The following is a 23284-nucleotide window of genomic DNA, read 5'->3' as shown; positions in this document are numbered from 1 at the left end:
CGGCCCGTCCAGTTATCCCCCGGACAGCTGGCGCCCGAGTCCTTGAAGGACTGGAAAGCGGCGATCGCCGCAGTGCCACCCCCCTGGTCCTGACCGACCCGCCCTGCGGCACTGCCGGCTCGTCATCCAGCGCAGACCCCACCCCCGCAGATCCGACCCACCGGTTCCGCGATCACTCTCCGGCGGGCACGCGCCGCTCCTCCCGCTGTTGGTGGCGCACCTGCTCGACGTGCGATCGGATCGAGGCAGTGAACGCCGCGTCGGCGGCGCCGTTGGGAGCGGTGCCGGCGGTGAGCGTGACGACCTGGATGGCCAGTACGGTGATCAGGTCCGCACTCGCCTCGGGGCCGCGGGCCAGCACCAGCGCGCGTACGGCGTCATCGAGCCGGTCGTATGCCGTGTCGTCGCCTGCAGCGAAGCTGGGCAGGTCGGCCAGGACGTGACGGACGACCGCTACGGCATCACCCAGACACTCCTCGATCCCGAACTCCTTGCGGGCCGCAAGGCTGGCACCGAGAACAACAGCCAGTGGACTGGGCCTGTGCTTCGGGATCAGCCCCTGCTTCGTCCAGTCCTCGTACGGGGGCAGTCCCGCATCGTCCCGCCGGGCCCGGTGGTGGTCGGCGGGGCGCCCGGAGGGAGTGCGGCAGGGGTGGCCGACGGCCCCGTTGCAGGTAACGACACTCCACCCGTCGAAACCAGGAGGGGACGAGGCCGGACAGCGCCCCCCGAGCGCGGCTTCGGCTGTTGACCCCAGCGGTTCTGTTGCATCAGGTGTTCCTCCTGTCGCCCGTACTGGCCGATGCTGGCCCGGGCGTAGTACGCGTTGCTCGTGGTGTCAGCAGTCGACCGGTTCGTCCTCCGGTTCGTCGTCCGACCAGAACAGCGCCTCCTCCTCCCGCTGGGAGGGGATGTCCTTGGGGTGGACGCACCTGGCAACGGTCGAGCGTCCATGCCCGTCGTCCCGGGATTCGAGGGTGATCCCGTTTTCGTCGCACTGGTCGCAGGCGCCCATGACGGTGCGGTCGTAGACCCGACGGACATCCGCGTTGACCTTCCGCAAGGCTCCGAGCGCAACAGGGGTGGCGTGCCAGCGGGGCGGGTCGTACTCAGGGATCGAGTGGCGAAGCTCGATCGCCTTCGCGATCTTTCCCCCGAGGCTGGTCACGCTCGCCGAGGCCGCCTCGGGCGGACCGATCTTCGGCCCGCTGCGCTCCTTCCAGGCCGCTGCGGAGTCGGCGGCCCGCCATGCGAAGCAGAACATCTGGCCCGAGGTGTAGCCGGCGTCGAATCCCCCGCGGACGATCTCGGTGAGTTCCTCGCGCCTGGCCTCGGGCACCGCGGGGTAGTTGTACTTCTTGACCAGCAGACCGTCGAGGTAGGCGACGACATCGAGCATCTCCATCTCCTCCACGAGGTGTTGGAGTGCGGAGCGGTACTCATGTGCTTCAGGGCCGGGCCGTGTCCGGAGAATGGCCGAAAGGCTCTGTGAAACGGTCTTCGTGGTCCCGATACCGCCCGCCATTCGCCACCTCGCGCACCCGAGATCGAACGTGACTTCGTCCTCGGCCGACGTGCTGAACGCCGTGGCGGGCGTGCTGGGGTCGAGGGCGAGCAAACCGCAAGCGTAGAGCTCACTCAGCATGTCCGCGTCCCGCTGCGGGTCGCCGGTCCAGGCAAGCGTCCCGATGTCACTGATGCTGGGCAGCGGTTTGCCCGGGGCCGCGGTGGTGGCGTAGCCGGTGAGGGCAACGTAGAAGGCCAGGGCAGCCTTGTTCCGGTACGGGACGGCGTAGTCCGTTCCGTCCTTCGCTTCCTCCCTCGCCAGCGTCTCGGTGAGCCGCCGCCGGTCTTCCGCCTGCTTGGCGTCGGCGATCTCCTTGGCGACCCGGGCCTTCTCTGCCTCGCGCTCGCGCTGAAGGGCGGCCTCCGCCTCTTGGATCGCGGAGCAGTCCGAGCAGATGTACTTCTCGTTCTTCCTGTCGAGGTAGGTGCCGGCGACCTTCGCGGCCCATGAACGGTTCGTCACGCGAAGGGGCTCGTCACAGTGGAGGCAGAGCGAGCCGAGCAGAACGGCGTACGACGCGCCGGTTGCCGTGGAGGCCACCCACTGGGAGTCGCCGATGCTGGAGACGGTACGGGCCCACTTGCCGGCCTCGTTGATCTCCCAGTACAGACGGGCGAGCTCCTGGACCTGCGGATCGAGGCCCGGCTTGATGACAGCCCGAAGCCGCGGACCCTCCGCCGGAAAGTCGAAGACCACCGAAGCGGGTGTAGTACCCGGCCGCTGCTGCTTCCGCTTCGCCTGTTCCCGCTTGCGGCGGCGCTCGCGCTTACCCACGCATCCCTCCTCGGCTCATACGCCAGATGGTCTCGTACGAAGAGCCAAGGACGGGGGCACTTTCCAGGTCCGAACCATGCCAGCCCTTACGTCGAGCCTGATCCATGTCACCCGAACGGGCTTCCACGGACGGTGACATGGCGCACCGCCGAGCTCGCTGCACCCCCACGACCCGCTCGCCCACGCGTAACCGAAGCCGACTTCACCGAAGTCGACTTCTCTGCCTTGACCCGGAACGGCACGTTGACCCGGAACGCCACGTTGACCTGGCCGTAGACCGCGGACCGCGGCCACTCCAGCCTCCAGCAAGCCTGAAGGCGTCATCGACTCTGGGTTGCAGCCGGCGCTTCGGGGCTTGGGCGTGCCTGGTCCGTCATGGTTTGCTGCCGACGCGGCACTGGTGGCAGACCCCTGTCGGGACGCTCATACTGGTAACAACCGTCAGGGGGCCGCCGCTTCGGCGGCGTGACGCGGAAACCCACTGGATCTGCCTTGGAGGAAACCATGGCGCTCCGGCTCCCACTCGAATCCGTCGGGTCCCCACACGATGTCATCGCCCCCTACATGGTGCCGAATATCCGCACCCGCTACCTGATGCGTCCGATCCGCTATCGCAGAACCTCAAGGTTCTGACATTCTATAGCGGACAGTTGATATTCGACTTCCCCGCCGCGGCTTCTGAAGAGGTAGTCGAAGAGGATGTTTTTTCGTACATCCCCTATTCGGGCGGGGAGGTGCAGAAGTTTGGAACCCATCCCCGCATGCGTGTTGCAGCCGTGGTGACGGCGTCCCTGGCGTCGATCAGCACCCCTTCGGAGTTCTTCGGATCGCCGAAATCCATTGCGGCTGTCGATCAGATGGGAGCCAAGGTCAAGCCGGTGTTCCCTGAGGATGATGGCGGTGATCGCGCTTTGGTCCTCAAGTTGAGGATCGCGGCGAAGAATGTATTCATCCACCGGATTTCGTATTCGGTCACGGTGAATACGACGATCTACAGGTCGGACAGCGGTGAGACGGTAACACAGGCCCTGGGTATCTTCACTAACCCTTCAGCTCGCTGGTCGACGGGGCTGCCGTTGCCGCCGACATGGTGAGGGGCATGCCCTTCGGGCGGGCTTCCCTCACCAACAGAACCCGAAATGCGTTGTTGTGGTGACCCGACCCGTGGTCAGCCGACTTCAGGTACCGCGCCAGGCGGATCAGGCTCCTCCGCGGTGACACGCCGGATGTGGCCTACCCACGAATCCGGCGTCAGGGAGGACCACTCAACGTCGATCTCAACGCCGTGGAATACGCGGGTGAGGTCCGCAAGCGGTGTGAAGATCGCCGTCTGCACGTCCTCAAGGGCCACCTCGGCGGGCATCGGGACCTTGCCGCATCCGCCACCCGAGTCGTCGGCGATGAACGTGTACGGCCACACGTCTTGCCCAGCCAGCAGGATGATCTCCTTCGGTATGCCGAAGGGGGGCCGCTTCTTCTTCGTCTTGGGTCGTCTCGCCACGGTGCCATCCAACCTGACGGACCGCAGAGTCAGGCACCCGGCATACACACCGCAGCCGCTTCCACGGGCATCCCAAACAGCAAGCAGAGCGCTCTCACCACACCTGGCAGTCCAGCAGCCGTGAGACGGCGGGAAGCTGTTCAGCGCCTCGTCTCGTACCGGGTAAGGACCACGCCGCCGGGAAACGTCCGTGTCTCCAGCAGGTTCAGGTTCACGCGGTTGTCCAGCGCCGTGAAGAACCGCGTGCCGCTGCCCGCCAGGACCGGCGCGGTGGCCAGCACGTACTCGTCAATGAGTCCGGCCCGCATGGCCGCCCCGGCGAGCGTCGCGCCGCCGATGTCCATCGGGCCGCCGTCCTCGGCCTTGAGCCGGGTGATCTCGGCGACCGCGTCGCCGGTGACCAGGCGGGTGTTCCAGTCGACCTCGTCGATCGTCGAGGAGAACACCACCTTCGACATGTCCCGCCAGCGGCGCGCGAACTCGATCTCCGCCGGGGTGGCGTTGGGCTGCTGGTCGCCGGTCGGCCAGTAGGAGCTCATCGTCTGCCACAGCTTGCGCCCGTACAGCGACAGGTCGGTCGCCAGCAACTGGTCGGACCAGAACTGGAACAGCTCGTCGCTCGGCACGCCCCAGCCGATGTCGTCGCCGGGCGCGGCGATGTAGCCGTCCAGGGTCAGGTTCATGCCGTAGATCAGTTTCCGCATGGCGCCAGCCTTCCGTGAGTCGGTCTCACGCATACCGACCGGCGCGGCGCGGGAAACCCATAGGTGCGCGATCTGAGTGGAACGGCCCGTCCATCGCACGCGGACGCCGCACCCTGGACCGGCTGATGGCGGGGGTGTTCGGATGACCGCACCGCACCACCGGACCGAGCCCCCACCGCGCAGCCACCATCGGCGGCGAGGCGGCTTCACTCCCGGCCGCGCGGACGGGCGCACAGCAGCCCTCGGCGCCGCCGGAGCTCGACTACAACGGGCGCAAGCACCGTCGGGCGATGGACGACGCCACCTTGTGGGACATGGCCCGGCGCATTCCCGCGGCCATGGTCCAGACGGCCAGCCTGGCCTGGAGCGTCGACCGGCGCATGGCCCTGACGATCGTCGTCTGCCAGCTGCTGTCCGGCGTCGGCACGGCGGTGATGCTCACCGCGGTCGCGAAGGCCCTGCCGCAGCTGATGGCCGACAACCCCCGCCAGGGCCTGGCCCATGCCTGGCCGGCGCTGACCGTCGCCGTCGTCGCGATGGCCACCGGCGCGTCCATGTGGATCCTCGCTGACTGGGCGACCCGGCGCCTGAATCCGAAGATCGCCTCGGCTGCGGACCTGCAGCTCGTGGACCTCCACATGCGGGCCGAACTCGCCGCCTACGACGCGGAAGGGTTCGGCGACCGGAGCCAGGCGGCCGAGATCGGCGCGCTGCGCGCCGTCGACCTCGCCGACGACGCCAAGACCCTCACCAACGGCCTCGTCCAGCTCGCCTCCGCGGCCCTGGTGCTCACCACCTTGCATCCCCTGCTACTCGACGGTGCTGTTCCACCACGGGCTCTACCTCTCCGACTACTACGAGTTCATCGACGAGGTCCGCACCATGACCACAGCCCGCGGCACCACGCGGGCCACGCCCCCGCAGCAGATCCGCCTGGAAGGCGCCTCGTACACCTACCCGAGCAAGGAGGCCGGGGCCGTCAAGCCGATCACCCTCACCCTGAACCGCGGCGAAGTAGTCGCCCTCGTCGGGGAGAACGGCGCCGGCAAGTCCACACTGATCCGCATGCTCACAGGACTGACCGTCCCGACCGACGGCATGGTCCTGTGGGACGATACCGACCTGGCCGACGCCGACGCGGAATCGGTGTGGAGAAACGTGGGCCTGGTGCCGCAGAAGAACGGGCAATGGCCGCTCGCCGCCCGGGAGAACATCACCCTGGGCCAGCCCCGCGAGCACGGCGATGAGCGGATCTGGGACGCGGTCGAACGGGTCGGCATGACCAAGGCCCTGCGAGAACTTCCCGAGGAACTGGAGACGCTGCTCGCCCGGTCGGTGTGGGGCGGCCACGAGCTCTCCGGAGGGCATTGGCAGAGGCTGGCCTGCGCACGGGCGATGTACCGGGAGCCGGCCGTACTCGTCCTGGACGAGCCGACCAGCGAAATGGACGCCCGAGGAGAGCACCAGATCTTCCGGGAGCCGCGGCCACGGCCTCGGACCGGATCACCGTCGTGGTCACCCACCGCCTCGACAACGTGAGGATGGCCGACCGGGTGATCGTCCTCGACCAGGGAACCGTCCGGGAGCAGGGCTCCTTCGATGAACTCGTCGCGACCGAAGGGAGTTTGCTCGGCGAGCTGTACGCCCTCGCCCAGGACCGCTGCCCCGCGTCCCCCAGCAAAGGTCCACGCGGGGCCGCGCATACCGTCGCGGCCCCGCCACTCCCGCGACGCCAAGGAGCAACATGCACCACCCCGAACCCGATGCTGGTAGTTCCGGCTATCAGAAGTTGCGCAATGCGCGCGTTGCGGCCGGTGGCGTGCCGGCATCACCATGGACCGCCTGCGTGAGCTCGCCGTGGCCCTGTTGCACGGTGTCAGCGGCGAATCCGGATGACGATCACGGCAGCACTGGCTTAGCGTTCCTTGCATGACATCCCCAGGCGGCCACTTTGATGACAAGTCCAGCGTGACCATTCGCTGCCAGGACAACTCATCCGTGGGTGTGACGTTCTGTGACCGGTTCAGCTTTGACGCGGACTCGGTGCACTATGCCGTCGAGCTACGGGCCCCGGGCCTGACGGCTCGTGTCAACGAGGTCGTCGCCTGGATCTGGGACAGCGATCTCGCCGCGTTCCTGGACGAGCTCGTTGCCGACTACAGGGGATGGGACGGCGAGCGGAGCTGGCAGACCAACGATCGAGACCTGACGGTGTCGGCCGTCTTCCGGTCCGGTGGCTACGTCGGGCTGACCTGGGCCTTGCGGCCGTGGCCACAGGCCGCTGGCGGCTGGGGCGCCTCGGTGACCACTTGGCTGGAGGCCGGCGAGCAGATGGCTTCCCTGGCGGCCGACGTCCGGAGCTTCCTCACCATGGAGCAGCCGTGACATCCGGCATGCGCATCACCTGGACGCTGGCTGGATCCGGGTGGGCCGACTGCACCGTTGAAGATCACCAGGTGAAAGTCGAGCTCACTGCGTCCTACATCAGCAATGCGCCCGAGGATTTCCTGACCGCGGTGGCCCGGCTCGTCGCCGGCGAGGCAGAGACCCGTGCCCAGTTCGAGGCCGAGCCGACCGTCTACCGGTGGATCTTCTACCGCGAAGGCGACGACACCTGGATCCGCGTGCTCGAACTACGCGACGGCAGAGACCACGACCACAAGGGAAACGAGATTTGGTCGAGTCAGCTCGGCCTCGACCAGCTCGCCCGCGCTGTGATCCGTTGCTTCGACGAGGTCGCAAAGACCTACGGCGAGAGCGGCTACCGAGGCAAGTGGGGTGAGCACTTCCCCCGAACTGAACTCGAAGCCCTCAGACGCCTCTGGCGCACCCACCAGCATCCCCAGAACACGTAAGCCCGTACGGCGCGCTCTGCTCAGGTTGAGCGAGACGAGTCAGCCTGTCCCGTCGCAGTCAATCTGAACCACCCCAGGTCAGCGCACCAGGATGGCCCACGTCGAGAGAGACGGGACAATCACCGGCGGTTGGCGACCTCAGCGGTGTAGCTGTTGGCCCGGCCGGCGATGCGCTCCCAGGTGTCGGCGGTGTTCTGGTGGATGCCGAGCAGACGGCTGACCACGACCGCGGGCAGCTCGGAGGCGAGTTCGACGAGGGCGGTGTTGCGAGCCGGGTTCGTCACGGTCACTGCCACGGCGACGGTCAGCACGGTCTGCTGGACGATGGGCGACGGCGCCACCATCAGCTGCGCCGGCCCGGGCACCCCGTACTCACTGGAGTCCGGGAAGCAGCCGTCCCCGACGTGCGGTGACATGTACGAGCGGACCAGCGCCCAGGCGCCGGGCGGCCGCTAACCGGTCACCGCCACCAGCACATGGGACGTGGCTTGGGAGGGCACGGGACAGAGAGGCACGATCACCACCACTCGCCAGAGCCAGACGCGTCGGCGATCGGTGAGATCCAGGCCCTCAACGTGCCCTGACCTGTGGGCTCGGAACTCACCGGTTCTGTACTGGTGACTACGGATCAGCCGGTGAGTTCACCGCCGACCCCGCCGACGACGCTGGTCTCTTACCCTCGGCTCAGACAGCCTTGGGGAGACGAGTTGATCACGGAGTGCCAGCAGAAGCTGCGCGACCGCTACATCGACGCCACCGCCATGCCAGCCCCGGAACCGTGGCAGCTGGTGCTGGACCGCAGGACCCCCATCGGGGGTCTGCTCGGCATCGGCTTCGCCGTCCGCCGGTGACGGCCCGACCCGCTTACTGTTCCGTGCGCACCGGCCCCGCCGACCGCGGGGCTCCCGTCTGACCGTTCCGCAGACGGATGGAGGCCGGGTTTCCAGCCGTTGAAGCCGCCGGCCACACCGACCGCGCCGGCCACACCGACCGCACCGGCCACACCGGCCGGATGACCGGCGGCGCGGGACGAACTGCCCCGCCCCTGCCGGGGCCGTTACGGCTTGTCGGTGAAGGTGTCGAGGACGAGGAGCCATTCGTCTTCGCGGGTTTCGACGGTGAAGCCGGCACCCCGCAGCGCGGCGGCCAGCGCGAGGCCGAAGGCGCGGCGGAGCCCGGACAGCTCGGGGTCGGGGTCCGGGGGCTGGTTGCGGCGGGGTTCTGGTCTGCGGGGCGGGGTGATGTCCTGGGGTATCCAGCCGATCATGACGCCGCGGGCGTGCTCGATGAGGTGCACGCCTTCCGCGCCGGTGGCGATCTCCTCGAAGCCGAGCTGGGCGAGCGCCCACCGCACCCGCACCAGCAGGACCTCGGCCTCCTGGTCATCCATGGCCGGTGTGTATAAGGGTGAGGGTGTGCTCACGTGGGCTTTCCGTTGGACGGGGGTGTGTGGAGGGGGAAGAGGGGGAGGGTGCCGGTGATGTCCAGGAGGCGCTGCATCTGCCGGTTGGGGGAGTCCAGGCGGATGTCGATGCCCGCTTTCTGGGCGGTCTGCCGGGCGACGAGGAGGGCGTTGAGGCCTGCGGAGTCGCAGAACGTGAGCCGGCTGCAGTCCAGGACGAGCGGCCTGGCGGGGGTGGCGTGCCGCAGTGCTTCGGCCAGCGCGCGGCTCAGGTGCGGGCCGGCGGCGATGTCGATCTCACCGACCGGCCGCACGGCCACCACGTGGTCCAGCACGTCCACGCTCACGCCGTTCTCACCGGCGGCCCCTGACGGATTCACGGTCATGACAGAGCACCCTCTCGAAAGGCCGCGCCACGGCGGCGCGACACGGGCTGGAGATCAGGTTGTCCGGGTGTTGCGCTGGTCGTGGCTGTCCTGGCGCAGCTGGTCGGTGTGGCGGGTCAGCGCGTCGATGCGCTCGGCGAGTTCCGCGTCCTGTGGACGCAGATGCTCGCGGGCTCCGCTGAGGGGTTCGACGAGCCGGGCCACGTCGTTGTCCGCGAGCGCCTGGTCCAGCTCCTCCATGGACGCTGCCGCACCGGGCGGCAGGTCACTCAGTGAGCTGACCTGCCCGGCCAGACGGCGCAGGTCCGCGGCGTTGCTGCGGGCCCACGCGGCGACGGTGCGGTCCGCGGCGCGGGAGTTCCGGGTGGCCGCGACACGCTGTTCACCGGTGCTGCCGACGGCTCCGGGGCGCAGGCGCAGGTAGCGGCGCTCGGCGGCCTGGCGGCTGGCCACACCGAGGGGGCCGGCGAGGTCCGCCCAGCTCGCACCGTTCTCCCGGGCCGCCTCGACCAGCCCGCTCTCCCACCCGGCCAGCTGCTCACGGACCTCACGCAGCATCGTCAGCGCGGCCAGGGCCGGATGAGGACCGGATTCGGGTGAGGCCGAGGGCTCGCCGGGGGCTCCGAGGCCGGCTTCTTCCAAGGCCTGGCTGATGGTCTCCAGCGCGGTGACGGCCGCGTTGAGGCTGAAAGGTTCTGGCTGCCGCATGGCACCCTCCGCGATTCCAGTCGCCCTTCAGGTGACATCTACTAGGTCACCCAGTACACGACATTCTCCAGGTCACTCTTTCAGTGACACTCTGCTTGTCATCGTCTGGATGACATGTTACAACGGATGCACGTTGAAGCGCATTGGCAGTTTCTGCCTGAACCAACTGGAGGTGTTTCGCGATGTTGATGCGCACTGACCCGTTCCGCGAGATGGACCGGATCGTCCAGCAGCTGTCGGGTACGTCGGGCACGTGGTCGAAGCCGTCCGTGATGCCGATGGACGCCTACCGCCAGGGCGACGAGTACGTGATCGCCTTCGACCTCCCGGGTGTGGACCCGGAGGCGATCGACATCGACGTCGAGCGGAACATGCTGACCGTCAAGGCCGAGCGCCGGCCCACGGGCAAGTCCGACGGCGTGCAGATGGAGCTCTCCGAACGGCCCCTGGGCGTGTTCTCCCGCCAGGTGATGCTGGCCGACACCCTGGACACCGAGCGCATCGAAGCCGACTACGACGCGGGTGTCCTGACCCTGCGCATCCCGATCGCCGAGCGCGCCAAGCCCCGCAAGATCAGCATCACCGGCCAGACCGGCCGCAAGCAGATCTCCAGCTGAACCACCCCCTCCACCGCGGCGGGGGCAGGGGCCACCCAACCCCCTCCCCCCGGGCACCCCGGTCCCCGCCGCCGCCCCTTTTTCTTCCTCTCCTCCTTCTCCTTCGTCCTCTCCCGTGGGGGTGACGTGATGTCGATGCGTCGGGAAGCCTTTCTCGCCCACGTCCAGGAACGCGGCCAGTACGCGACCCGCGACGACGCCGAGCGCGTGGCCCGCGTCGTCCTGGCCCTGCTGGGCGCGCATCTGATCGGCACGGTGCGGGCCGAGCTCGCGGCCCGGCTCCCCGAGACCTACGCCCTGATCCTCCTCAACCCCCTCCAGGCCGCCGAACCGCTTTCACCTGAACGTTTCGTCCGCGCGACCGCTGCCTGGATCGAAGGCGCCACTGAGAAGACGGCCCTGTGGGACATCGGCGCGGTCCTGTCCACCGTCGCCGCCGCGGCGGGCGACGGACTCACCCACGAGATCCTGCTCCAGCTCCCTCCCGGCTACGACCTCCTCTTCGGCCACCCCCACCCCACCTGACCCGGCCCCCCGGACGCCCCCTACGACCTGCACAGAAAGGCAAGCCACCGTCATGTACGAACAGACCCGACCCGACCGGAGTCCCGCGGCCATGACGTACGACCAGATGCTCGAACGCGTCCGCTACGAAGGCGCCTACCCCACGCGTGAACGCGCCGAGGAAGCCGTCCGCAACGTTCTGAGCGCCCTCGGGCGGCAGCTGACCGGTGACGAACGCGTCGACCTCGCCCGCCGCCTGCCCGCCGAAGCCGCCCTCGCCCTCACCTCCACCGCCCCCGATGCCGGACAACTCACCGGCTGGGGCTTCGTCAAAGAACTCGCCGCCCGCACCGGCGTCAGCCCGGCCGTCGCACGCTGGGACACCGGCGCCGTCCTCGCCCCCGTCGCCGCCCTCGCCGGCCCCGGCCTCCTCGCCCGCATCCTCCAGCAGCTCCCCGACGGCTACGCACTCCTCTTCGGCCAGGCCCAGCTCGGCCAACACCTGCCCGCGGCCGCCTGACCTGGCGAAGCCCAGGCCCGTCACCGGATCCGCATGACCGGCCCATCGAGCGGATGCGGAACTCGCCTTCCGGGTGTGCAGGAGCGGACTGTCGAGATGGAGCCGGGCGTGGGACGCGCCACCACGGGCTGTTCGGCCTTACCGATATTCCGCAACCTGAGAGTTCCAGGTACTGCGAACCTGTGCTGATGGCGGCGCTCTGTGAAATCGACTGCGGCGGATACGCGTACCGGCACGCCTGCGATGCGGGGACGTGCGTGTTCCCGTCAGTGCCGATAAGAAACAGGTAAGTTTCCCGCGCATGAGCGGCAGGTGCGAGGGCATTCGGTTCTCTGGAGGTTGATAACTATGGTTCCCCTGCTTCTCGTTCTTCTGCTCGCTCTGCTTCTTTTCGGTGCCGGTTTCGCGGTGAAGATTCTCTGGTGGGTCGCGATCGCGGTCCTGATCCTCTGGCTGATCGGCTTCGTGGCCCGCCCGAAGGGCAGTAGCGGCCGCTGGTACCGCTGGTAGCCGACCGGCGGAAGCCCAGGTCAGACATGTATGGCGGTGGCCTGTCACCCTCTCCGAACGAGGGTGGCAGGCCACAGCCATGTCCGCGCGCGGGCGCAGGGTGTCCGGTACCGGGTGAAATCGTCTATCCGGGGTACCTGGGGGAGTAACCGGGACGGCCGCCGTGACGCAGCAGGGGACCTGCTCACCTCCAATGATCGACGGCCGTCCCGGCCCCCGAACCCGATCCGGGGGAATGAAGCCGCAAGGGCGGGGCATGTGGCTGCCAGGCGGAACGGAGAATGCGCCATCCGCCGCACGAGTTGTACGGAAGGAACGGGAGCCGGCGGGGAATTGTTTTCCTTATGGTTCTCGCTTTACCCGGAGGAGTTGTTTTCGCGTGACTGAGCATGTGTGGAGTTACAAGTCGACCGCGGGTCACCTGGCCGGTACGGACCTGACCGGATACAAGGTCGAGGCGACCGACGGGAGCATCGGCAAGGTGGACAAGCACTCCGACGAGGTCGGTGACGCCTACCTGGTCGTGGACACCGGGGTGTGGATCTTCGGCAAGGAGGTCCTGCTGCCGGCGAGCACGGTGGTGCGGATCGACCCGGACGAGCGAAAGGTTTACGTCGACCGGACGAAGGAACAGATCAAGGACGCTCCCGAGTTCCACCGTGACAAGCACATCGGTGACGCCGGCTACCGCGAGGAACTGGGCACCTACTACGGCACCGGCGCCCCCTTCGGCGGCCCCCCGTCCTGACCGCGCCCTTCACGGCTTGGGCCCCGGCACCCTCAACAGGTTGCCGGGGCCCGAGCCGTTGGCCGTGGCTCCGCTCGCCCGGGACATCATGGGCACTCCGCTTCACCGCCAGCGCCGGCGCCTTTATCGTGCCGCCATTGCGGAGGTGTGGGGCAGGCCTTGAGACTGCGGTCTCATGGACCTCATGAACCTGACACCCGTACAGGCGACCCTGATCGCCACGGTTGTGACGACGGTGGTGACGACATCGACCGTTGCCGGTACTCATCTGCTGACCCGTGCCCGCGAGCGCCGTCACCTGATCTGGAACCGTCGCATGGACGCCTACGGGGCGGCGGTCCAGTCCTGCGTCGCCCTCGCGCGGATGCGCCAGGAGATTGCCGCGCGCGTGGACCGTGGGTCCGACAACGACACGGTCCCTGACATGACGGCATTGGGGCTGGTCGGGGCGCAAGTGGAGATGTTCGGCTCGCGGCAGGTCGCGGACCTCTGGAACCAGTTCTTCGATGCTGTCCACTCGTGGACATACGCCCTGGACCTTGTCGAAGGGCGGATACGGGTGGTCGTGGTAGCCACCGACAGTTTCGGATTGACTTCGGCGCCCTTGCCGCCCATCCCGGAACCGAGTGCCGAAGAGAAGCAGGAGGCCAACCTGCGAAGGCTCGACGCGGCAGGGGAGCGCGCGACCGCCGCCGATGCACGGCTCCTCCAGGCGATCAAACGAGAGGCCAGGTTCCAGCGGCCCAGATAGCAGGATGCGGTCAAGGAGCTCGCCGCCTCTGACCTACCCCATAACCGGCTTCCAGGTGTTCGGGCAGTCCTTCGCGACCCCGAACAGAGCCTCGCATTCGGCGTCGTCGGCGGCCAGGTTCCAGCGGCGGCCCCGACGGGAAGACCAACCCCGCCACTGCGTGGGGAGGCTGACGGCAGTGGCGCCCATCACGGAGTCGACGGGCCAGGAAAATGTGTCGAACGCGGAGCCGACCTCTGAGAAGGTCCTGAGTGACCCGGAACTGCTGCGAAAGGAAGCCCGTGCCGCGTGCTGTCACATTGATTCGCTCTGCCTCCCTGTCCGATGTTGCGGAGTACGCCTACGCGGCCACGGCCCCGGCCGAGTCGCGGCTGATCTTCCTGGCCGGAGCATGTCCTCTGAATGAGGATGGCTCCACAGCGGCGATCGGGGACGTCGCGGGGCAGGCGGCCAAGGCTGTGGAGAACATGCGGACCGCTCTGACGGACTCGGGCGCGTCACTGCACGATGTCATCAGCACCCGTGTTCTCGTTGCCTCTCACCGGCGGGAAGACCTGGTGACGGCGTGGGAGGTTGTCCGGGACGCGTTCGGTGACCACGACGTGCCCAGCACCTTGATGGGTGTCACCGTGCTGGGCTATGACGGCCAGCTCGTAGAGATCGAAGCCGTCGCCGCCGTGCTTGATTCCTGAGCCGACGGGCCATTCTGCCGAATCGGCATCGGTATTGGCGGCGGCCGGGATGCGCTGGAGGAGCCTCTCCCAGGTGCGGTCGGCCGACCACGGCAAGTACCGCATGTGGACCATCTTCCACGGGCCGAACCTTTCGGGCAGTTCACGCCGCTGCATCCCAGTGCTGAGCCGTGAATGATTCCGTCGTGCTTCCCGGCGTCGGCGGCGATGGGGGGCTGTCGACGAGTGACACCTGGACCGTGCGGGGCCCGCCTGGATCAGTTCCGGCGGCAGCCAGGGCCTGGCTCTGGTGGAACCTGGACGGTGTTTTTGCACCTGCCGTAGCGGCATGTGGTGTGGTCGAGGCACCACAGCACGAAAGGCTCCCTCTCATGTACCCCTCCATCACGCCTCCCCGCCAGGTCAAGATCGGTGATGCGGCCGCGTTCGCCGGGACCACCCCCCGTGCCATCCGCCACTACCACGCAATCGGCCTGCTGCCGGAGCCGGCGCGAGGGGGAGACGGCCGCCGCCGCTACGGCTACGACGACATGATCCGCCTGCTGTGGATCCGGAAGGCGGCAGCGGTCGGCATCAGCCTGGACGACATGCGGGCTGCCTTCGACGAAGCCCGCGACATCGAGGAGATCCTGAGCAGGCTGGAGGAGACCCTGGCGGCGCGGGCGGCCGAAATCGAACGTCAGCGCGCCGCTGTCCGCCATCTGCAGGCGGTGGGCAACCCGCTGGGGCTGCTCTCCGAACTGGTCACGGACCGGCTCAGCCACCTGCCCCCGGGCGCACTGCGCCCCTCCGACCTCGACGCCCTGTTGGTCACGGAACGGGTCTTCGGCCCGCTGGGCGCCGCCGTCCAAGCCAGCGTGTTCATCGTGCTGGCCACCCACCCCGAGCTGAGGGCCGAGGACGACCGTCTCGACGCCGCCGAGGCCGCTCTCGACGACGGCGTCGATACCCACGACCCACGCGTCGAAGAACTCGCTGTACAGCGTTGTGCCCAACAAAAGGCCCTGGATCGGGCCATCGAGGCGGCTGGGCTGGATGCGGCAGAGGAGGAGCTGTTCGAGATCTACGACGCCGACCTGACAGGGGAGGAGGACACACAGATGAGCGCCTTCAAGGCGATCACCAAAATGCCCTACGACTTCTCTCCCGCCCGGATGCGCTGTATCGAACTCACGGCACAACTCCTCGCCGACGCCGACACCCACTCCGCAGACCAATGATCGCCCGTGCCCGGCACCGATGCGGCCCGGCAGCCGGTCGCGCCCGGCACGGCGCCTCTCCGCGGTGTCGGACCACGGCCACCGGCCTCCCGTGCGCATGACCGGGGTCAGGGGTGGCACCCGTCAACGCGGCGACCTCCCTCTCATCCTTCGAGTTGCACGGAGATGCGCGGCGGGCCCGGCCCCGCCGTGCCCGTCCCGTACCCGGTGGGACCGGCGGCACGCAGCCGCAGGGTGGGCGCCGACCGCCGACGGTTAGGCCCACCGCCGTCGCCCGCCGGCCTCTCGGGTGGGCGCGGCGGATCGGCGCCGGTGCCACGATGCCTGGCGGAAAGCCGGGCAGTGCGGTGAAGCGCCCGCACAGCGACGAGAGGGAAGACCGTGACGCCTCATCAGGTGGTCGTCGAAGCAGCTCAGCCGATTCCGGGGCAGTCCGGGCCGCCCGTGGACACGCTGGACGCCGTGCCCGGCCGGGCTCCTTCCACGACGGGGCAGCCCGACGCGGAGCTCCTGATCGCCGCCTCCGTGCTGCTGGCGGACGCGGCGCTCACCGCGAAGCGGGCCGGAGCGGATCTGACGGGCGCGTTGAGCAGCTGGCGGTTCGGCCTCGCCTGCCTGCGCCGCCCCGGGTGGGCGTTCGGTACGGCGGTGTCGTGCGCCAAGGCGCTGACCAGCCCTTCGGGGCTCGGGTTCGGTCCGAACGGTGGAGTCGTCGGCGAGCTGGCCCGGATGGCGGGGAGCGTGACCTACCGCCGCCCGGCCGCGGTGGCCATGGCCGTGGACGCCTTCGCGCTGAGGATCGAGGCGGCGGTGGCCGAGCACCCGAACCTCGACTCCGTACTGGCGAGGCGGCTCACCGACGCCATGGTGAAGGGCAACCGGTGGGAGGCACTGCGGGCCCTGCACGCGCTGGTCGAGCGGCTCGGCGTGACCCGTGCCCTGACGACCGTCAGCCCCGTCATCATGGAGCTCCTGGGGCTGCTGGGACTGCTTGACGAGAACCCGGTCAACGACGACTTCTCGTGGGTGACCCTCGCCGGCAGCGTACCGACCACGGATCCCTTCTTCGGACTGCCCAGTTCGGTGCTCGGGTTCCTCAATCCCGGTCCCGGGCGCGCGGAGCGGATCGAACCCGACTCCATCCTGGCGAAGGCCCTGCGCACGTCCTGCAACGACATCGTCAGCTACATCAACGACATCGGCACGCTCGGCAATCACGGCCTGGTGCTGCTGCGGCGCGTCGCATGCACCGACGGCCACGTCAGGTACGTGCTCCTGTTGCCCGGTACCAGCTTCGGGCTGCCGAGCAACAGCACTCCCCAGGACCTGATCGGCGCCTTCGACGGGTGCCTGCGCTCCGACACGACCTACACGCGCGCCGCGCGGAAGCTGCTGCGCCGGGCGGGGGTGCCGGCCGGGTCCGAGGTGATGTTCGTCGGACACAGCCTGGGCGGGCTGACGGCGATGAACCTGGCGATGGACGTGGACCTGGCGTCGACCTACCGGATCACGCACGTGGTCACGCTGGGCTCACCCATCGACAACAAGCGCCCGGCCGACCACACCACGCAGGTGATCAGCCTGGTCAACAAGCACGACGTGATTCCCATGCTCGACGGACGCGGCCCTGCCTCTCCCCACGACCTCCCCGCCGGCTGGGTCGAACTGACCTGGCTGGACGAGTCGTACGACTACCCGCTGTCGCACGCCCCGCAGGCGTACTCCGGCACCCTGCGCGGGGAGATGGCACACCACCGGGACCGGGTGAACGAACTGATCGCGGCCTACGACGGCGAAGTCGTCGGGAACCAGCCGTACATGCTCCGCGACAAGTGACCGCGTGACCACGAGGGAGACCAAGCGATGACCACCCCGTACGACGCCCCGGCCACCACCGCCCCGCGACCCGAGACGGCCCGGCCTCTGGAGAACGTCCTGTTCAGCGCCGCCTTGGTGGCCCGCTGTCTGCCGTGGGCGGACCTGCCCGCGCGGACGCTGGGTCTGGACGCGCTCACCCGCGCCGGCCTCGAGCGCCGGCTGGTGACACACCTGCAAGACCGTCGGGACGGGCGACCGGTGCGGCTCAGTACGCCCTTCGGCACCTTTCTCGTGCCGCTGGCCCGTGCGGACGCGGAGGACCTGCTGGCCCGTGCCGACCGAGCCGGTGCGCTGGGAACCGCGTCCGCTCTCGCCACCGACGGGCGCCGCCGCGGCCTCTCGCCGCACGTGGTCCCGGCGGGCGCGTGGGATGTGCTGACGCAGGAGGAACTCGCCGGGCTGACCACCCGGGTGGGCGGGTACCTGCATGCGGTGCTCGATGCCCGGCGTGAGGACGGAGCCCTGGACGGGGACCACTGGCACACCGTAATGCTGCGGCTGAGCCGACACGTCGTACTGGGGGCCGGCGCGGCCGCGGACACCCTGCTGAGCGAGATGGTCAGGGCTGCGACGGGCGCCGTGGGCAGCCGTGCGTACGAGGAGCGGGCGGCGGCCCTGCGGCGCCGGCTCGCCCCGTACCTCGCCGACCCCGAGCCGGGTTCCCTGGCCGGCCGGCTGTCAGCCCGGTCCCAGGGCGCGCCGGAAAGGGACCTGGCCGTCGCGCACGCCCTTGCCCTGGTGTCGACGGTCACCAGCGTGTCGGCGCTCCAGGCGCTGGCCCTGCTCGCCGCGGGCGCGACCACGGGCGCCGTGACCTCTCCGGACGCCGCCGTGGACCTCGCCCTGGAGCACTACCCTTCGCTGCCCGCCCTGGTGTACCCGGTCCGTGCGCCGCTCGACACGGACGGACCGGCGATCGCCCCGGGAGACGAAATCCTCTACGACCGCGCCATGTTGGGGCGGCGCACACCGGGGGAGCCCGCCGATCCGGCGTGGGCCCTGTGCGGCAGCCCGTCCGGCTGCGCCACCGCGCGCTTCGCGGCGCTCGTGGGCCGGGAAGTCGTCCGCGGCGCCACCGCGGGGGCGCGCCCCGTCCTCCTCGCGCCGCGGTTCGCCCTGGACCGCCTCCCGGGCCGCCTCAGTCCGGAGTCCGTTGCCGTCGCCCTCGTCGAGGCCGACGGTCCCCCCGTGACAGCGGAAGCGTACGGAGACCGGCTACCGGCGTACGGGGCGCGGGGACGGGTCGACGCGGACCGGCTGGACCACCACGCGGAGCGGCTCTCCGCCTGCGCCGCCGATACCGGCTGGAACGGGAGCGAAACCGGCGAACGGTTCCGGGCGGCCCTCCTCGCGCACGCCGACCGGTGCGCGAACGCGGCCGCCGACGTCCGGCAGGCCGCGAGGTGGTTCTCGGGCTGAACCCACCCGCGCGGGCGCCGCTCGTCCGACCGCTCTCGAACGCACGACTTCATCCGCGCCGTCGCGATCACCCGTGATCAACAGCGCCCACGCACGTTGAACCGGCAGAACCCGTCCCGTCGACATCCCGTCGGTGACGCGCGATGCGAGAGTGAGGTCCCACCATGAGGGACAGTGTGGCCGAGATGATCAAGGCGGCCGGGGCGGAAATCGACTCCGCCAAGCGGCTGCTCGGCGAAGCCGGCGAGGTGGCGTGGGACCGCCTCCTCGACTGGCTGGTCGACGACTACTTCCGGGTGGTCGCGCTCGGCCTGGAGAACATCCCGGCCGAGGGCCCCGCCGTGATCGCCGTCAACCACTCCGGTGCCTGGGGCCTGGACGCGTTCGTACTGGACAAGGTCCTGGGCAGGGCCCTGGACCGGCGCGTGCGCTTCCTCGCGGCCCCCTTCGTCTTCCGCACACCCATCCTGGGGCGGCACGCGCGCCGCAACGGCGCGCTCCCGATCGGCCCGACGGCCGGCGTCGACCACCTCAACGCGGGACGGCTCGTCGGGATGTACCCGGAAGGCGTTGCCGGCCTGGAGAAACCGTTCACCGAGCGGTACCGACTGCGGCCCTTCCACCCCGGCTTCGCCGTCGCCGCCATCCGCTCGGGAGCTCCCGTGGTACCGGTCGGGATCGTCGGAGCGGAGGAGGCGACCCCCAAGCTCGGCGAGGTGCCGACCCTCGCCCGGCTCCTCGGCGTGCCGTACTTCCCGCTCACCACCCCGTTCCCGCTGCCGTCCAACTGGACCATCACCGTCGGGGAGCCGATCCCGGCGCCGGCGCGGCCCGAGGGTCTGGCCGCCCGCCGGGAAGCCGCCCGACTGCTCGGCGAGACCACGCGCAGAGCGGTCCAAGAGCTGATCGACCGCGAACTGGCCGATCGGGAGAACCTGTTCGACTGACCTCGCCACAGGCGCCGGACGTCAGCCCCCCCGCCCGCCCGGTGCTCAACGGAGCCAGGACGCATGGAACGGGGAGCGCCGGACATACGGGAGGTACGTCAACCGGCCTGAACGCAGGCACGGTTCGGCCGCCCGTCCCGTACCCGCACCGAGGAAGTGAGACGACATGCCGCTGACGTTCCGCAAGAGTTTCAGGATCCTGCCCGGTGTCCGGCTCAACATCAACCGCAAGTCGTGGTCGGTCACCACCGGCGGCAAGCACGGCCCCCGCCGTACCCACAGCAGCACCGGACGCCGCACCACCTCGATGGACTTGCCCGGCCCCTTCGGCTGGCGCAAGACCCGCCGCGGCTGATCCGCGAGCGGCCCACCGACCCCACGCCCCCGGGCCGGACAGGCCGGGGGCGTGGCGCATGAGGCACGGCGCGTCTACGAACGGGACGGCCTTCCGCGCCCACACCCGGCGCGGGCCGCGTGGGGCGTGGGGCCTACCGGTCCCAGGGCGGCGTCCCCTCGAACGTGAGGTGGTGTACGTCGAAGAGGACCGCCGCCTCGACACCGAGTGCGGGGCCGCCCATCCGTGCCGCCCAGGTCAGGAACGGGCGGGGTTCGAAGCCCCGCTCTCCCAGCCCGCTGGTGTATTCGGCGTGGGCGGACAGGGAGGCGATGCCGCGTTCCAGGGGTTCGCCGGTGACGTCCACGGCGTGGGTGGGTCGTTCTGGGCCGGCCACGCACACCAGTCGGACGCCACCCCAGGGTTCGAGGCCCTCGTCGGCCAGTTCCGGGAAGATCCAGCGGTTGCCCGCGTCCCTCGCGGCGTCCAGGGCCGCGAGGCCGACCGCGCGGTGATCGGCCTGGTTGGTGACACCCGCGACCATCCGCACGGTGAACGCACCCGTCACCACCACCTCGGGCCGGTGCCGACGGATCGCGCGGACGATGTCGCGGCGCAGGCCGGGGCCGTACTCCACCACGCCGTCGCGATGGTCGAGGAACTCCACCGTGTCCACACCGACCTCACGGGCTCCGGCCCGCTCCTCGGCCTCGCGCAGCGGTCCGGCCTCGGCGGGGTGCAGGGCGTCGATGCCCGCTTCACCACGGGTGGCGAGCAGGTACGTCACCCGCTTGCCCTGAGCGGTCCAGCGGGCGACGGCCGAGGCGGCGCCGTACTCGATGTCGTCCGGATGCGCCGCCACGGCCAGACACCGCTCCCAGTCCTCCGGAAGCGGCGGCAGCGGGCCCTGAGGGCGGAACGCGCCCGTTTCATCTCGCGTCGTCATGGACCGATAGTGGCGGTCCGCCCTCCCCGATCCGCAGAGGCGCGCGTCTTCGCCGGTCCTCCCGCGCCCCCGGGTCTGTTGGAGCGCAAGCCCCTGGCCCTTCGGGCCTGACTCGGGATCCGTGTAACGGGGCCGATTCTGCTCGTGGATGGCGTCTGTCCGGCGGGGATCTGAGTGTGGCTCTATGACCTGATGAGCAGGGCGGCGATGGTGAGGGTGAGCAGTGTGAGGGGTGTGGCGATGAGGCATGCGAGGGTGGTGACGATGATGGCCGGTGTCCGGTATGCGCGGGGGTCGGCGAAGTTCGCGCAGATCAGCATGGGTGCGGAGGTAAGGAACGTCCAGGTTCCTTCGAGGACGCCGACGGCTGACCACCCGAGTACCAGGACGGCGGTGATGACGCTGGAGGTCATGAACCATGCGCGGTTTCGGCGGAGGGCCAGTGGTATCCCGAGGAGGAGCGCGGGGACCGTGAGACGGAAGACCGACCCGCCGTCGACCGCGACGGCGAGGGCGCACGGCAGCGGCAGTAGCAGGGCTGCCAGCGCGATCCTGGTCTGCCACGGGTGAGCGGCAGGCCTCCTCGCCTCGATTTCCGGCTCTCTGTCCGATGTGGTGTGCGTGTTGGCCGCCATGGGTCCCCCCGGTCCTCACTGATTTGAACGCGTTCAGTCTATGCCATGTCCCTGTCGTCTCGCCGCCTGGTGCGCGGCGGCCCGATCTGGGGTGTTTCGAGGCTGTGGCGAATATTTCGTGACGCACGCGATGGCGAGGGGACCGGTGGTTGGCCGATGCTTGATCGCTAGCGCCGGGCCCGGGGGTCCGGCATGCCTGGAGGGGGGCCGCGGTGGTGGTCGGTGAACTGGTACGCGCAGAACTGCGACGCGTCGATTGGGCATCGTTGAAGTGCGGCTGCGGTGACTCTGCGGAGCATGTGCCGCTCCTGATCGAGGCGATCATCACTGCTGAGACGCCCCAAGACATGATCGGATACACCCTCGATGGTCACGTCGAGGAAAGCACGATCATCTTCGAGTGCACTCCGCCGGCGGTCGGTGTGATCATGGCTGCGCTGGCGGGCGACCTCTCCACCCTGGCCCGGGACGTGCTGCTGCAGACGTTGTGGTTGGTGGCTGCGGGTTCCGGTGACTACGGGCCGACTGCGGGAAGCGCGGGTCTGGGCGAGGGGTGCAGGCACCACGTTCAGGAGGGGTTCTGGAGGCTTGTCCAGATCGGGCTCACGGGTACGGCAGAAGACGCCGAAACGGTGGCGGACATCTTTGAATCCTTCGGGCTTGGCGGCGGCAAAGCCGCGTTTTACCAGGCCGAGCTTCGCAACCGGGTGCACGTGAAGACCAAGCGCGGGCGACGCGTCTGATGCTGTGGGATCAGGGTGGGTGGGCAAGGACGAGGGTGTGTAGGAGGGCGAAGGAAGCGCGGCCGTATGACCGGCGTTTGATCAGTTTGATGCGTGTGACCTGCCCCTCGACGGCGCCGGAGCTCCAGTGGAGCGTCAGGCCGTTGACGACGGCGTCCCAGTCGTTCTGGAGGAATGCTGCGAAGCCCTGGACCGGCTGTGGGCCTTGGTCGAGGGCGCGGGCCATCCAGCCGGTGAGGTCGTGACCTCGGCGTTCGCGGGCGATGGCACTGAACTCGTGGGCGAGGTCGCGGGCGGTGGCCAGGTCGGGACAGGCGTCCAGGATTCGGTCGAGTTGTTCGCGCTGCTTGTCGGTCAGGGTGTCGGGGCGGCGCATGATCCATGTCGTGATGCGGCGCGGGCTGGGTATCGGGAGTGGTGGTTCGGGGGCGGCGGTGCCGGCGCGGAGGGTCGCGATGTACTTGGTGACGACGACGCGACTGCCGCGGTATCCGCGTTCGCGAATCTCACGGAAGAGCCCTGCGGCGTTGGTCTGGCCGCTGCGGAAGCGTTGCTGCAGGTAGGGCTTGAAGCGGTTGATGTGGCCGTTGGGCCGACGCTCGCGGGCGGAGACGAGGATCTGGTCGAGGTCGGTGGTCAGGTAGTGGCGCACCGTCTTGCGGTCCCGTCCGAGGCGGCGTGCGATGGCGCTGATGGTCCAGCCTCGGTCGCGGAGGTGGTGGATATCCGTGTGCCACTGCCGGACTCGGGCAAGGAGCTGGCTGTCTGGAGGGTCTGCGGCCTCCGGTGGCCCAATCAACGCTGCCAGTGCCGCGGGATCTGAGACCTCTAGGCAGTGTCTTCAAATGATCGTCACTGGTGGATCATGGTGTCGTGATACGTCGCCATGAACTGTCTGATGCCGAGTGGGAGTTCGTCAGGCC

At 69.2% G+C, this 23284-nt stretch carries 30 protein-coding genes and 1 pseudogene; 18 read left to right on the top strand and 13 right to left on the bottom strand.

Features of this window, described 5'->3' with window-relative positions; genetic code table 11:
* Positions 1-172: 172 nt before the first annotated feature.
* Complete coding sequence (locus ABZZ17_RS19440) at positions 173-361, bottom strand: hypothetical protein (protein ID WP_356877531.1); 189 nt, start codon at positions 359-361, stop codon at positions 173-175.
* A 477-nt stretch (positions 362-838) separates the two neighbouring features.
* Positions 839-2341, bottom strand: coding sequence for a hypothetical protein (locus ABZZ17_RS19435; protein ID WP_356877530.1), 1503 nt, complete (start codon positions 2339-2341; stop codon positions 839-841).
* Between the two features lie 650 nt (positions 2342-2991).
* Between ABZZ17_RS19435 and ABZZ17_RS19430 the strand changes: the two genes are divergently transcribed.
* Complete coding sequence (locus tag ABZZ17_RS19430; protein ID WP_356877529.1) at positions 2992-3435, top strand: hypothetical protein; 444 nt, start codon at positions 2992-2994, stop codon at positions 3433-3435.
* A gap of 74 nt (positions 3436-3509) precedes the next feature.
* Here ABZZ17_RS19430 and ABZZ17_RS19425 read toward each other — a convergent pair whose 3' ends face one another.
* The 3 genes from ABZZ17_RS19425 to ABZZ17_RS19415 all read right to left on the bottom strand — a co-directional run bounded on the left by ABZZ17_RS19425 (position 3510) and on the right by ABZZ17_RS19415 (position 5349).
* A complete protein-coding gene (locus ABZZ17_RS19425) occupies positions 3510-3842 on the bottom strand; it encodes a hypothetical protein (protein ID WP_356877528.1) in 333 nt (110 codons plus the stop codon).
* 140 nt (positions 3843-3982) lie between these two features.
* Positions 3983-4546: a dihydrofolate reductase family protein gene (locus ABZZ17_RS19420; protein ID WP_356877527.1), complete on the bottom strand. Its 564-nt coding sequence runs from the start codon at positions 4544-4546 to the stop codon at positions 3983-3985.
* Positions 4547-4752: 206 nt separating this feature from the next.
* A complete protein-coding gene (locus ABZZ17_RS19415; RefSeq protein ID WP_356877526.1) occupies positions 4753-5349 on the bottom strand; it encodes a hypothetical protein in 597 nt (198 codons plus the stop codon).
* A 16-nt stretch (positions 5350-5365) separates the two neighbouring features.
* On the opposite strand from ABZZ17_RS19415, the gene ABZZ17_RS19410 reads away from it, so the two are divergent.
* From ABZZ17_RS19410 to ABZZ17_RS19400, 3 genes are all read left to right on the top strand, one after another.
* Complete coding sequence (locus ABZZ17_RS19410; RefSeq protein ID WP_356877525.1) at positions 5366-6085, top strand: ATP-binding cassette domain-containing protein; 720 nt, start codon at positions 5366-5368, stop codon at positions 6083-6085.
* A gap of 390 nt (positions 6086-6475) precedes the next feature.
* The gene (locus ABZZ17_RS19405; RefSeq protein ID WP_356877524.1) at positions 6476-6931 is read left to right on the top strand and encodes a DUF6228 family protein; all 456 of its coding nucleotides are present in this window, start codon (positions 6476-6478) and stop codon (positions 6929-6931) included.
* Positions 6928-7401 (top strand): hypothetical protein, encoded by a 474-nt coding sequence (locus ABZZ17_RS19400; protein WP_356877523.1) that lies wholly within the window; start codon positions 6928-6930, stop codon positions 7399-7401. The genes ABZZ17_RS19405 and ABZZ17_RS19400 overlap by 4 nt, the downstream gene beginning before the upstream one ends.
* Before the next feature lie 119 nt (positions 7402-7520).
* Here ABZZ17_RS19400 and ABZZ17_RS19395 read toward each other — a convergent pair whose 3' ends face one another.
* Positions 7521-7817, bottom strand: coding sequence for a hypothetical protein (locus ABZZ17_RS19395; RefSeq protein WP_356877522.1), 297 nt, complete (start codon positions 7815-7817; stop codon positions 7521-7523).
* A 291-nt stretch (positions 7818-8108) separates the two neighbouring features.
* On the opposite strand from ABZZ17_RS19395, the gene ABZZ17_RS19390 reads away from it, so the two are divergent.
* Positions 8109-8252, top strand: a complete 144-nt coding sequence (locus tag ABZZ17_RS19390) for a hypothetical protein (protein ID WP_356877521.1) — start codon at positions 8109-8111, stop codon at positions 8250-8252.
* A 206-nt stretch (positions 8253-8458) separates the two neighbouring features.
* On the opposite strand, the gene ABZZ17_RS19385 is transcribed toward ABZZ17_RS19390, so the two are convergent.
* The 3 genes from ABZZ17_RS19385 to ABZZ17_RS19375 are packed head-to-tail and all read right to left on the bottom strand — an operon-like array spanning position 8459 to position 9897.
* A complete protein-coding gene (locus ABZZ17_RS19385) occupies positions 8459-8791 on the bottom strand; it encodes a hypothetical protein (protein ID WP_356877520.1) in 333 nt (110 codons plus the stop codon).
* Positions 8792-8820: 29 nt separating this feature from the next.
* Entirely contained in the window at positions 8821-9189 is a 369-nt protein-coding gene (locus ABZZ17_RS19380; protein ID WP_356877519.1) for an STAS domain-containing protein, read from the bottom strand.
* 54 nt (positions 9190-9243) lie between these two features.
* Entirely contained in the window at positions 9244-9897 is a 654-nt protein-coding gene (locus ABZZ17_RS19375; RefSeq protein ID WP_356877518.1) for an HSP18 transcriptional regulator, read from the bottom strand.
* A gap of 182 nt (positions 9898-10079) precedes the next feature.
* Here ABZZ17_RS19375 and ABZZ17_RS19370 point away from each other — a divergent pair, with 182 nt between their 5' ends.
* From ABZZ17_RS19370 to ABZZ17_RS19340, 7 genes are all read left to right on the top strand, one after another.
* Positions 10080-10514 carry an Hsp20/alpha crystallin family protein gene (locus ABZZ17_RS19370; RefSeq protein WP_356877517.1) on the top strand — a complete coding sequence of 145 codons (435 nt, stop codon included), beginning with the start codon at positions 10080-10082 and terminating at the stop codon, positions 10512-10514.
* Positions 10515-10643: 129 nt separating this feature from the next.
* A complete protein-coding gene (locus ABZZ17_RS19365; RefSeq protein WP_356877516.1) occupies positions 10644-11039 on the top strand; it encodes a DUF2267 domain-containing protein in 396 nt (131 codons plus the stop codon).
* A 52-nt stretch (positions 11040-11091) separates the two neighbouring features.
* Positions 11092-11538: a DUF2267 domain-containing protein gene (locus ABZZ17_RS19360; RefSeq protein ID WP_356877515.1), complete on the top strand. Its 447-nt coding sequence runs from the start codon at positions 11092-11094 to the stop codon at positions 11536-11538.
* A 348-nt stretch (positions 11539-11886) separates the two neighbouring features.
* The gene (locus tag ABZZ17_RS19355) at positions 11887-12048 is read left to right on the top strand and encodes a hydrophobic protein (protein ID WP_356877514.1); all 162 of its coding nucleotides are present in this window, start codon (positions 11887-11889) and stop codon (positions 12046-12048) included.
* 379 nt (positions 12049-12427) lie between these two features.
* Complete coding sequence (locus ABZZ17_RS19350) at positions 12428-12796, top strand: PRC-barrel domain-containing protein (RefSeq protein WP_356877513.1); 369 nt, start codon at positions 12428-12430, stop codon at positions 12794-12796.
* A 175-nt stretch (positions 12797-12971) separates the two neighbouring features.
* Positions 12972-13547, top strand: a complete 576-nt coding sequence (locus ABZZ17_RS19345) for a hypothetical protein (protein WP_356877512.1) — start codon at positions 12972-12974, stop codon at positions 13545-13547.
* A gap of 281 nt (positions 13548-13828) precedes the next feature.
* The gene (locus tag ABZZ17_RS19340; protein WP_356877511.1) at positions 13829-14239 is read left to right on the top strand and encodes a Rid family hydrolase; all 411 of its coding nucleotides are present in this window, start codon (positions 13829-13831) and stop codon (positions 14237-14239) included.
* A gap of 57 nt (positions 14240-14296) precedes the next feature.
* On the opposite strand, the pseudogene ABZZ17_RS19335 reads toward ABZZ17_RS19340, so the two are convergent.
* Positions 14297-14410 (bottom strand): annotated as a pseudogene (locus ABZZ17_RS19335) (transposase); the annotation flags it as partial.
* Positions 14411-14610: 200 nt separating this feature from the next.
* Here ABZZ17_RS19335 and ABZZ17_RS19330 point away from each other — a divergent pair.
* The 5 genes from ABZZ17_RS19330 (at position 14611) to ABZZ17_RS19310 (ending at position 20058) form a co-directional block, all read left to right on the top strand.
* Positions 14611-15459 (top strand): MerR family transcriptional regulator, encoded by an 849-nt coding sequence (locus ABZZ17_RS19330; protein ID WP_356877510.1) that lies wholly within the window; start codon positions 14611-14613, stop codon positions 15457-15459.
* Positions 15460-15840: 381 nt separating this feature from the next.
* Positions 15841-17295: a hypothetical protein gene (locus ABZZ17_RS19325; RefSeq protein ID WP_356877509.1), complete on the top strand. Its 1455-nt coding sequence runs from the start codon at positions 15841-15843 to the stop codon at positions 17293-17295.
* Between the two features lie 27 nt (positions 17296-17322).
* On the top strand, positions 17323-18756 hold the full coding sequence (locus ABZZ17_RS19320) for a hypothetical protein (protein WP_356877508.1): 1434 nt from the start codon (positions 17323-17325) through the stop codon (positions 18754-18756).
* 164 nt (positions 18757-18920) lie between these two features.
* Positions 18921-19703: a lysophospholipid acyltransferase family protein gene (locus ABZZ17_RS19315; RefSeq protein WP_356877507.1), complete on the top strand. Its 783-nt coding sequence runs from the start codon at positions 18921-18923 to the stop codon at positions 19701-19703.
* A 166-nt stretch (positions 19704-19869) separates the two neighbouring features.
* Complete coding sequence (locus ABZZ17_RS19310) at positions 19870-20058, top strand: DUF4236 domain-containing protein (protein WP_356877506.1); 189 nt, start codon at positions 19870-19872, stop codon at positions 20056-20058.
* Positions 20059-20191: 133 nt separating this feature from the next.
* Here the strand turns inward: ABZZ17_RS19310 and ABZZ17_RS19305 are convergent, their stop codons facing one another.
* Both ABZZ17_RS19305 and ABZZ17_RS19300 read right to left on the bottom strand, forming a co-directional pair.
* Complete coding sequence (locus tag ABZZ17_RS19305) at positions 20192-20983, bottom strand: PIG-L deacetylase family protein (RefSeq protein WP_356877505.1); 792 nt, start codon at positions 20981-20983, stop codon at positions 20192-20194.
* A gap of 182 nt (positions 20984-21165) precedes the next feature.
* Complete coding sequence (locus ABZZ17_RS19300; protein WP_356877504.1) at positions 21166-21618, bottom strand: hypothetical protein; 453 nt, start codon at positions 21616-21618, stop codon at positions 21166-21168.
* Positions 21619-21830: 212 nt separating this feature from the next.
* Between ABZZ17_RS19300 and ABZZ17_RS19295 the strand changes: the two genes are divergently transcribed.
* Positions 21831-22361, top strand: coding sequence for a hypothetical protein (locus ABZZ17_RS19295; protein WP_356877503.1), 531 nt, complete (start codon positions 21831-21833; stop codon positions 22359-22361).
* 10 nt (positions 22362-22371) lie between these two features.
* On the opposite strand, the gene ABZZ17_RS19290 is transcribed toward ABZZ17_RS19295, so the two are convergent.
* A complete protein-coding gene (locus tag ABZZ17_RS19290; RefSeq protein ID WP_356877502.1) occupies positions 22372-23013 on the bottom strand; it encodes a transposase in 642 nt (213 codons plus the stop codon).
* Positions 23014-23284: the final 271 nt, after the last annotated feature.

The sequence above is a fragment of the Streptomyces sp. NPDC006512 genome (assembly GCF_040611935.1).
In the GTDB taxonomy this organism is placed as follows: Bacteria; Actinomycetota; Actinomycetes; order Streptomycetales; family Streptomycetaceae; genus Streptomyces.
The sequence above is the reverse complement of the archived record's forward strand: the minus strand, read 5'-3'. Positions and strand labels throughout refer to the sequence as shown.

Excerpts from the sequence above, each read along its gene's own strand:
- ABZZ17_RS19330 (WP_356877510.1), top strand. The coding sequence starts at position 14,611 with ATGTACCCCTCCATCACGCCTCCCCGCCAGGTCAAGATCGGTGATGCG.
- ABZZ17_RS19405 (WP_356877524.1), top strand. The coding sequence starts at position 6,476 with ATGACATCCCCAGGCGGCCACTTTGATGACAAGTCCAGCGTGACCATT.
- ABZZ17_RS19355 (WP_356877514.1), top strand. The coding sequence starts at position 11,887 with ATGGTTCCCCTGCTTCTCGTTCTTCTGCTCGCTCTGCTTCTTTTCGGT.
- ABZZ17_RS19365 (WP_356877516.1), top strand. The coding sequence starts at position 10,644 with ATGTCGATGCGTCGGGAAGCCTTTCTCGCCCACGTCCAGGAACGCGGC.
- ABZZ17_RS19380 (WP_356877519.1), bottom strand. The coding sequence starts at position 9,189 with ATGACCGTGAATCCGTCAGGGGCCGCCGGTGAGAACGGCGTGAGCGTG.
- ABZZ17_RS19305 (WP_356877505.1), bottom strand. The coding sequence starts at position 20,983 with ATGACGACGCGAGATGAAACGGGCGCGTTCCGCCCTCAGGGCCCGCTG.
- ABZZ17_RS19360 (WP_356877515.1), top strand. The coding sequence starts at position 11,092 with ATGTACGAACAGACCCGACCCGACCGGAGTCCCGCGGCCATGACGTAC.
- ABZZ17_RS19370 (WP_356877517.1), top strand. The coding sequence starts at position 10,080 with ATGTTGATGCGCACTGACCCGTTCCGCGAGATGGACCGGATCGTCCAG.
- ABZZ17_RS19385 (WP_356877520.1), bottom strand. The coding sequence starts at position 8,791 with ATGGATGACCAGGAGGCCGAGGTCCTGCTGGTGCGGGTGCGGTGGGCG.
- ABZZ17_RS19395 (WP_356877522.1), bottom strand. The coding sequence starts at position 7,817 with ATGTCACCGCACGTCGGGGACGGCTGCTTCCCGGACTCCAGTGAGTAC.
- ABZZ17_RS19345 (WP_356877512.1), top strand. The coding sequence starts at position 12,972 with ATGGACCTCATGAACCTGACACCCGTACAGGCGACCCTGATCGCCACG.
- ABZZ17_RS19300 (WP_356877504.1), bottom strand. The coding sequence starts at position 21,618 with ATGGCGGCCAACACGCACACCACATCGGACAGAGAGCCGGAAATCGAG.
- ABZZ17_RS19310 (WP_356877506.1), top strand. The coding sequence starts at position 19,870 with ATGCCGCTGACGTTCCGCAAGAGTTTCAGGATCCTGCCCGGTGTCCGG.
- ABZZ17_RS19415 (WP_356877526.1), bottom strand. The coding sequence starts at position 5,349 with ATGCAAGGTGGTGAGCACCAGGGCCGCGGAGGCGAGCTGGACGAGGCC.
- ABZZ17_RS19420 (WP_356877527.1), bottom strand. The coding sequence starts at position 4,546 with ATGCGGAAACTGATCTACGGCATGAACCTGACCCTGGACGGCTACATC.
- ABZZ17_RS19320 (WP_356877508.1), top strand. The coding sequence starts at position 17,323 with ATGACCACCCCGTACGACGCCCCGGCCACCACCGCCCCGCGACCCGAG.
- ABZZ17_RS19315 (WP_356877507.1), top strand. The coding sequence starts at position 18,921 with ATGAGGGACAGTGTGGCCGAGATGATCAAGGCGGCCGGGGCGGAAATC.
- ABZZ17_RS19375 (WP_356877518.1), bottom strand. The coding sequence starts at position 9,897 with ATGCGGCAGCCAGAACCTTTCAGCCTCAACGCGGCCGTCACCGCGCTG.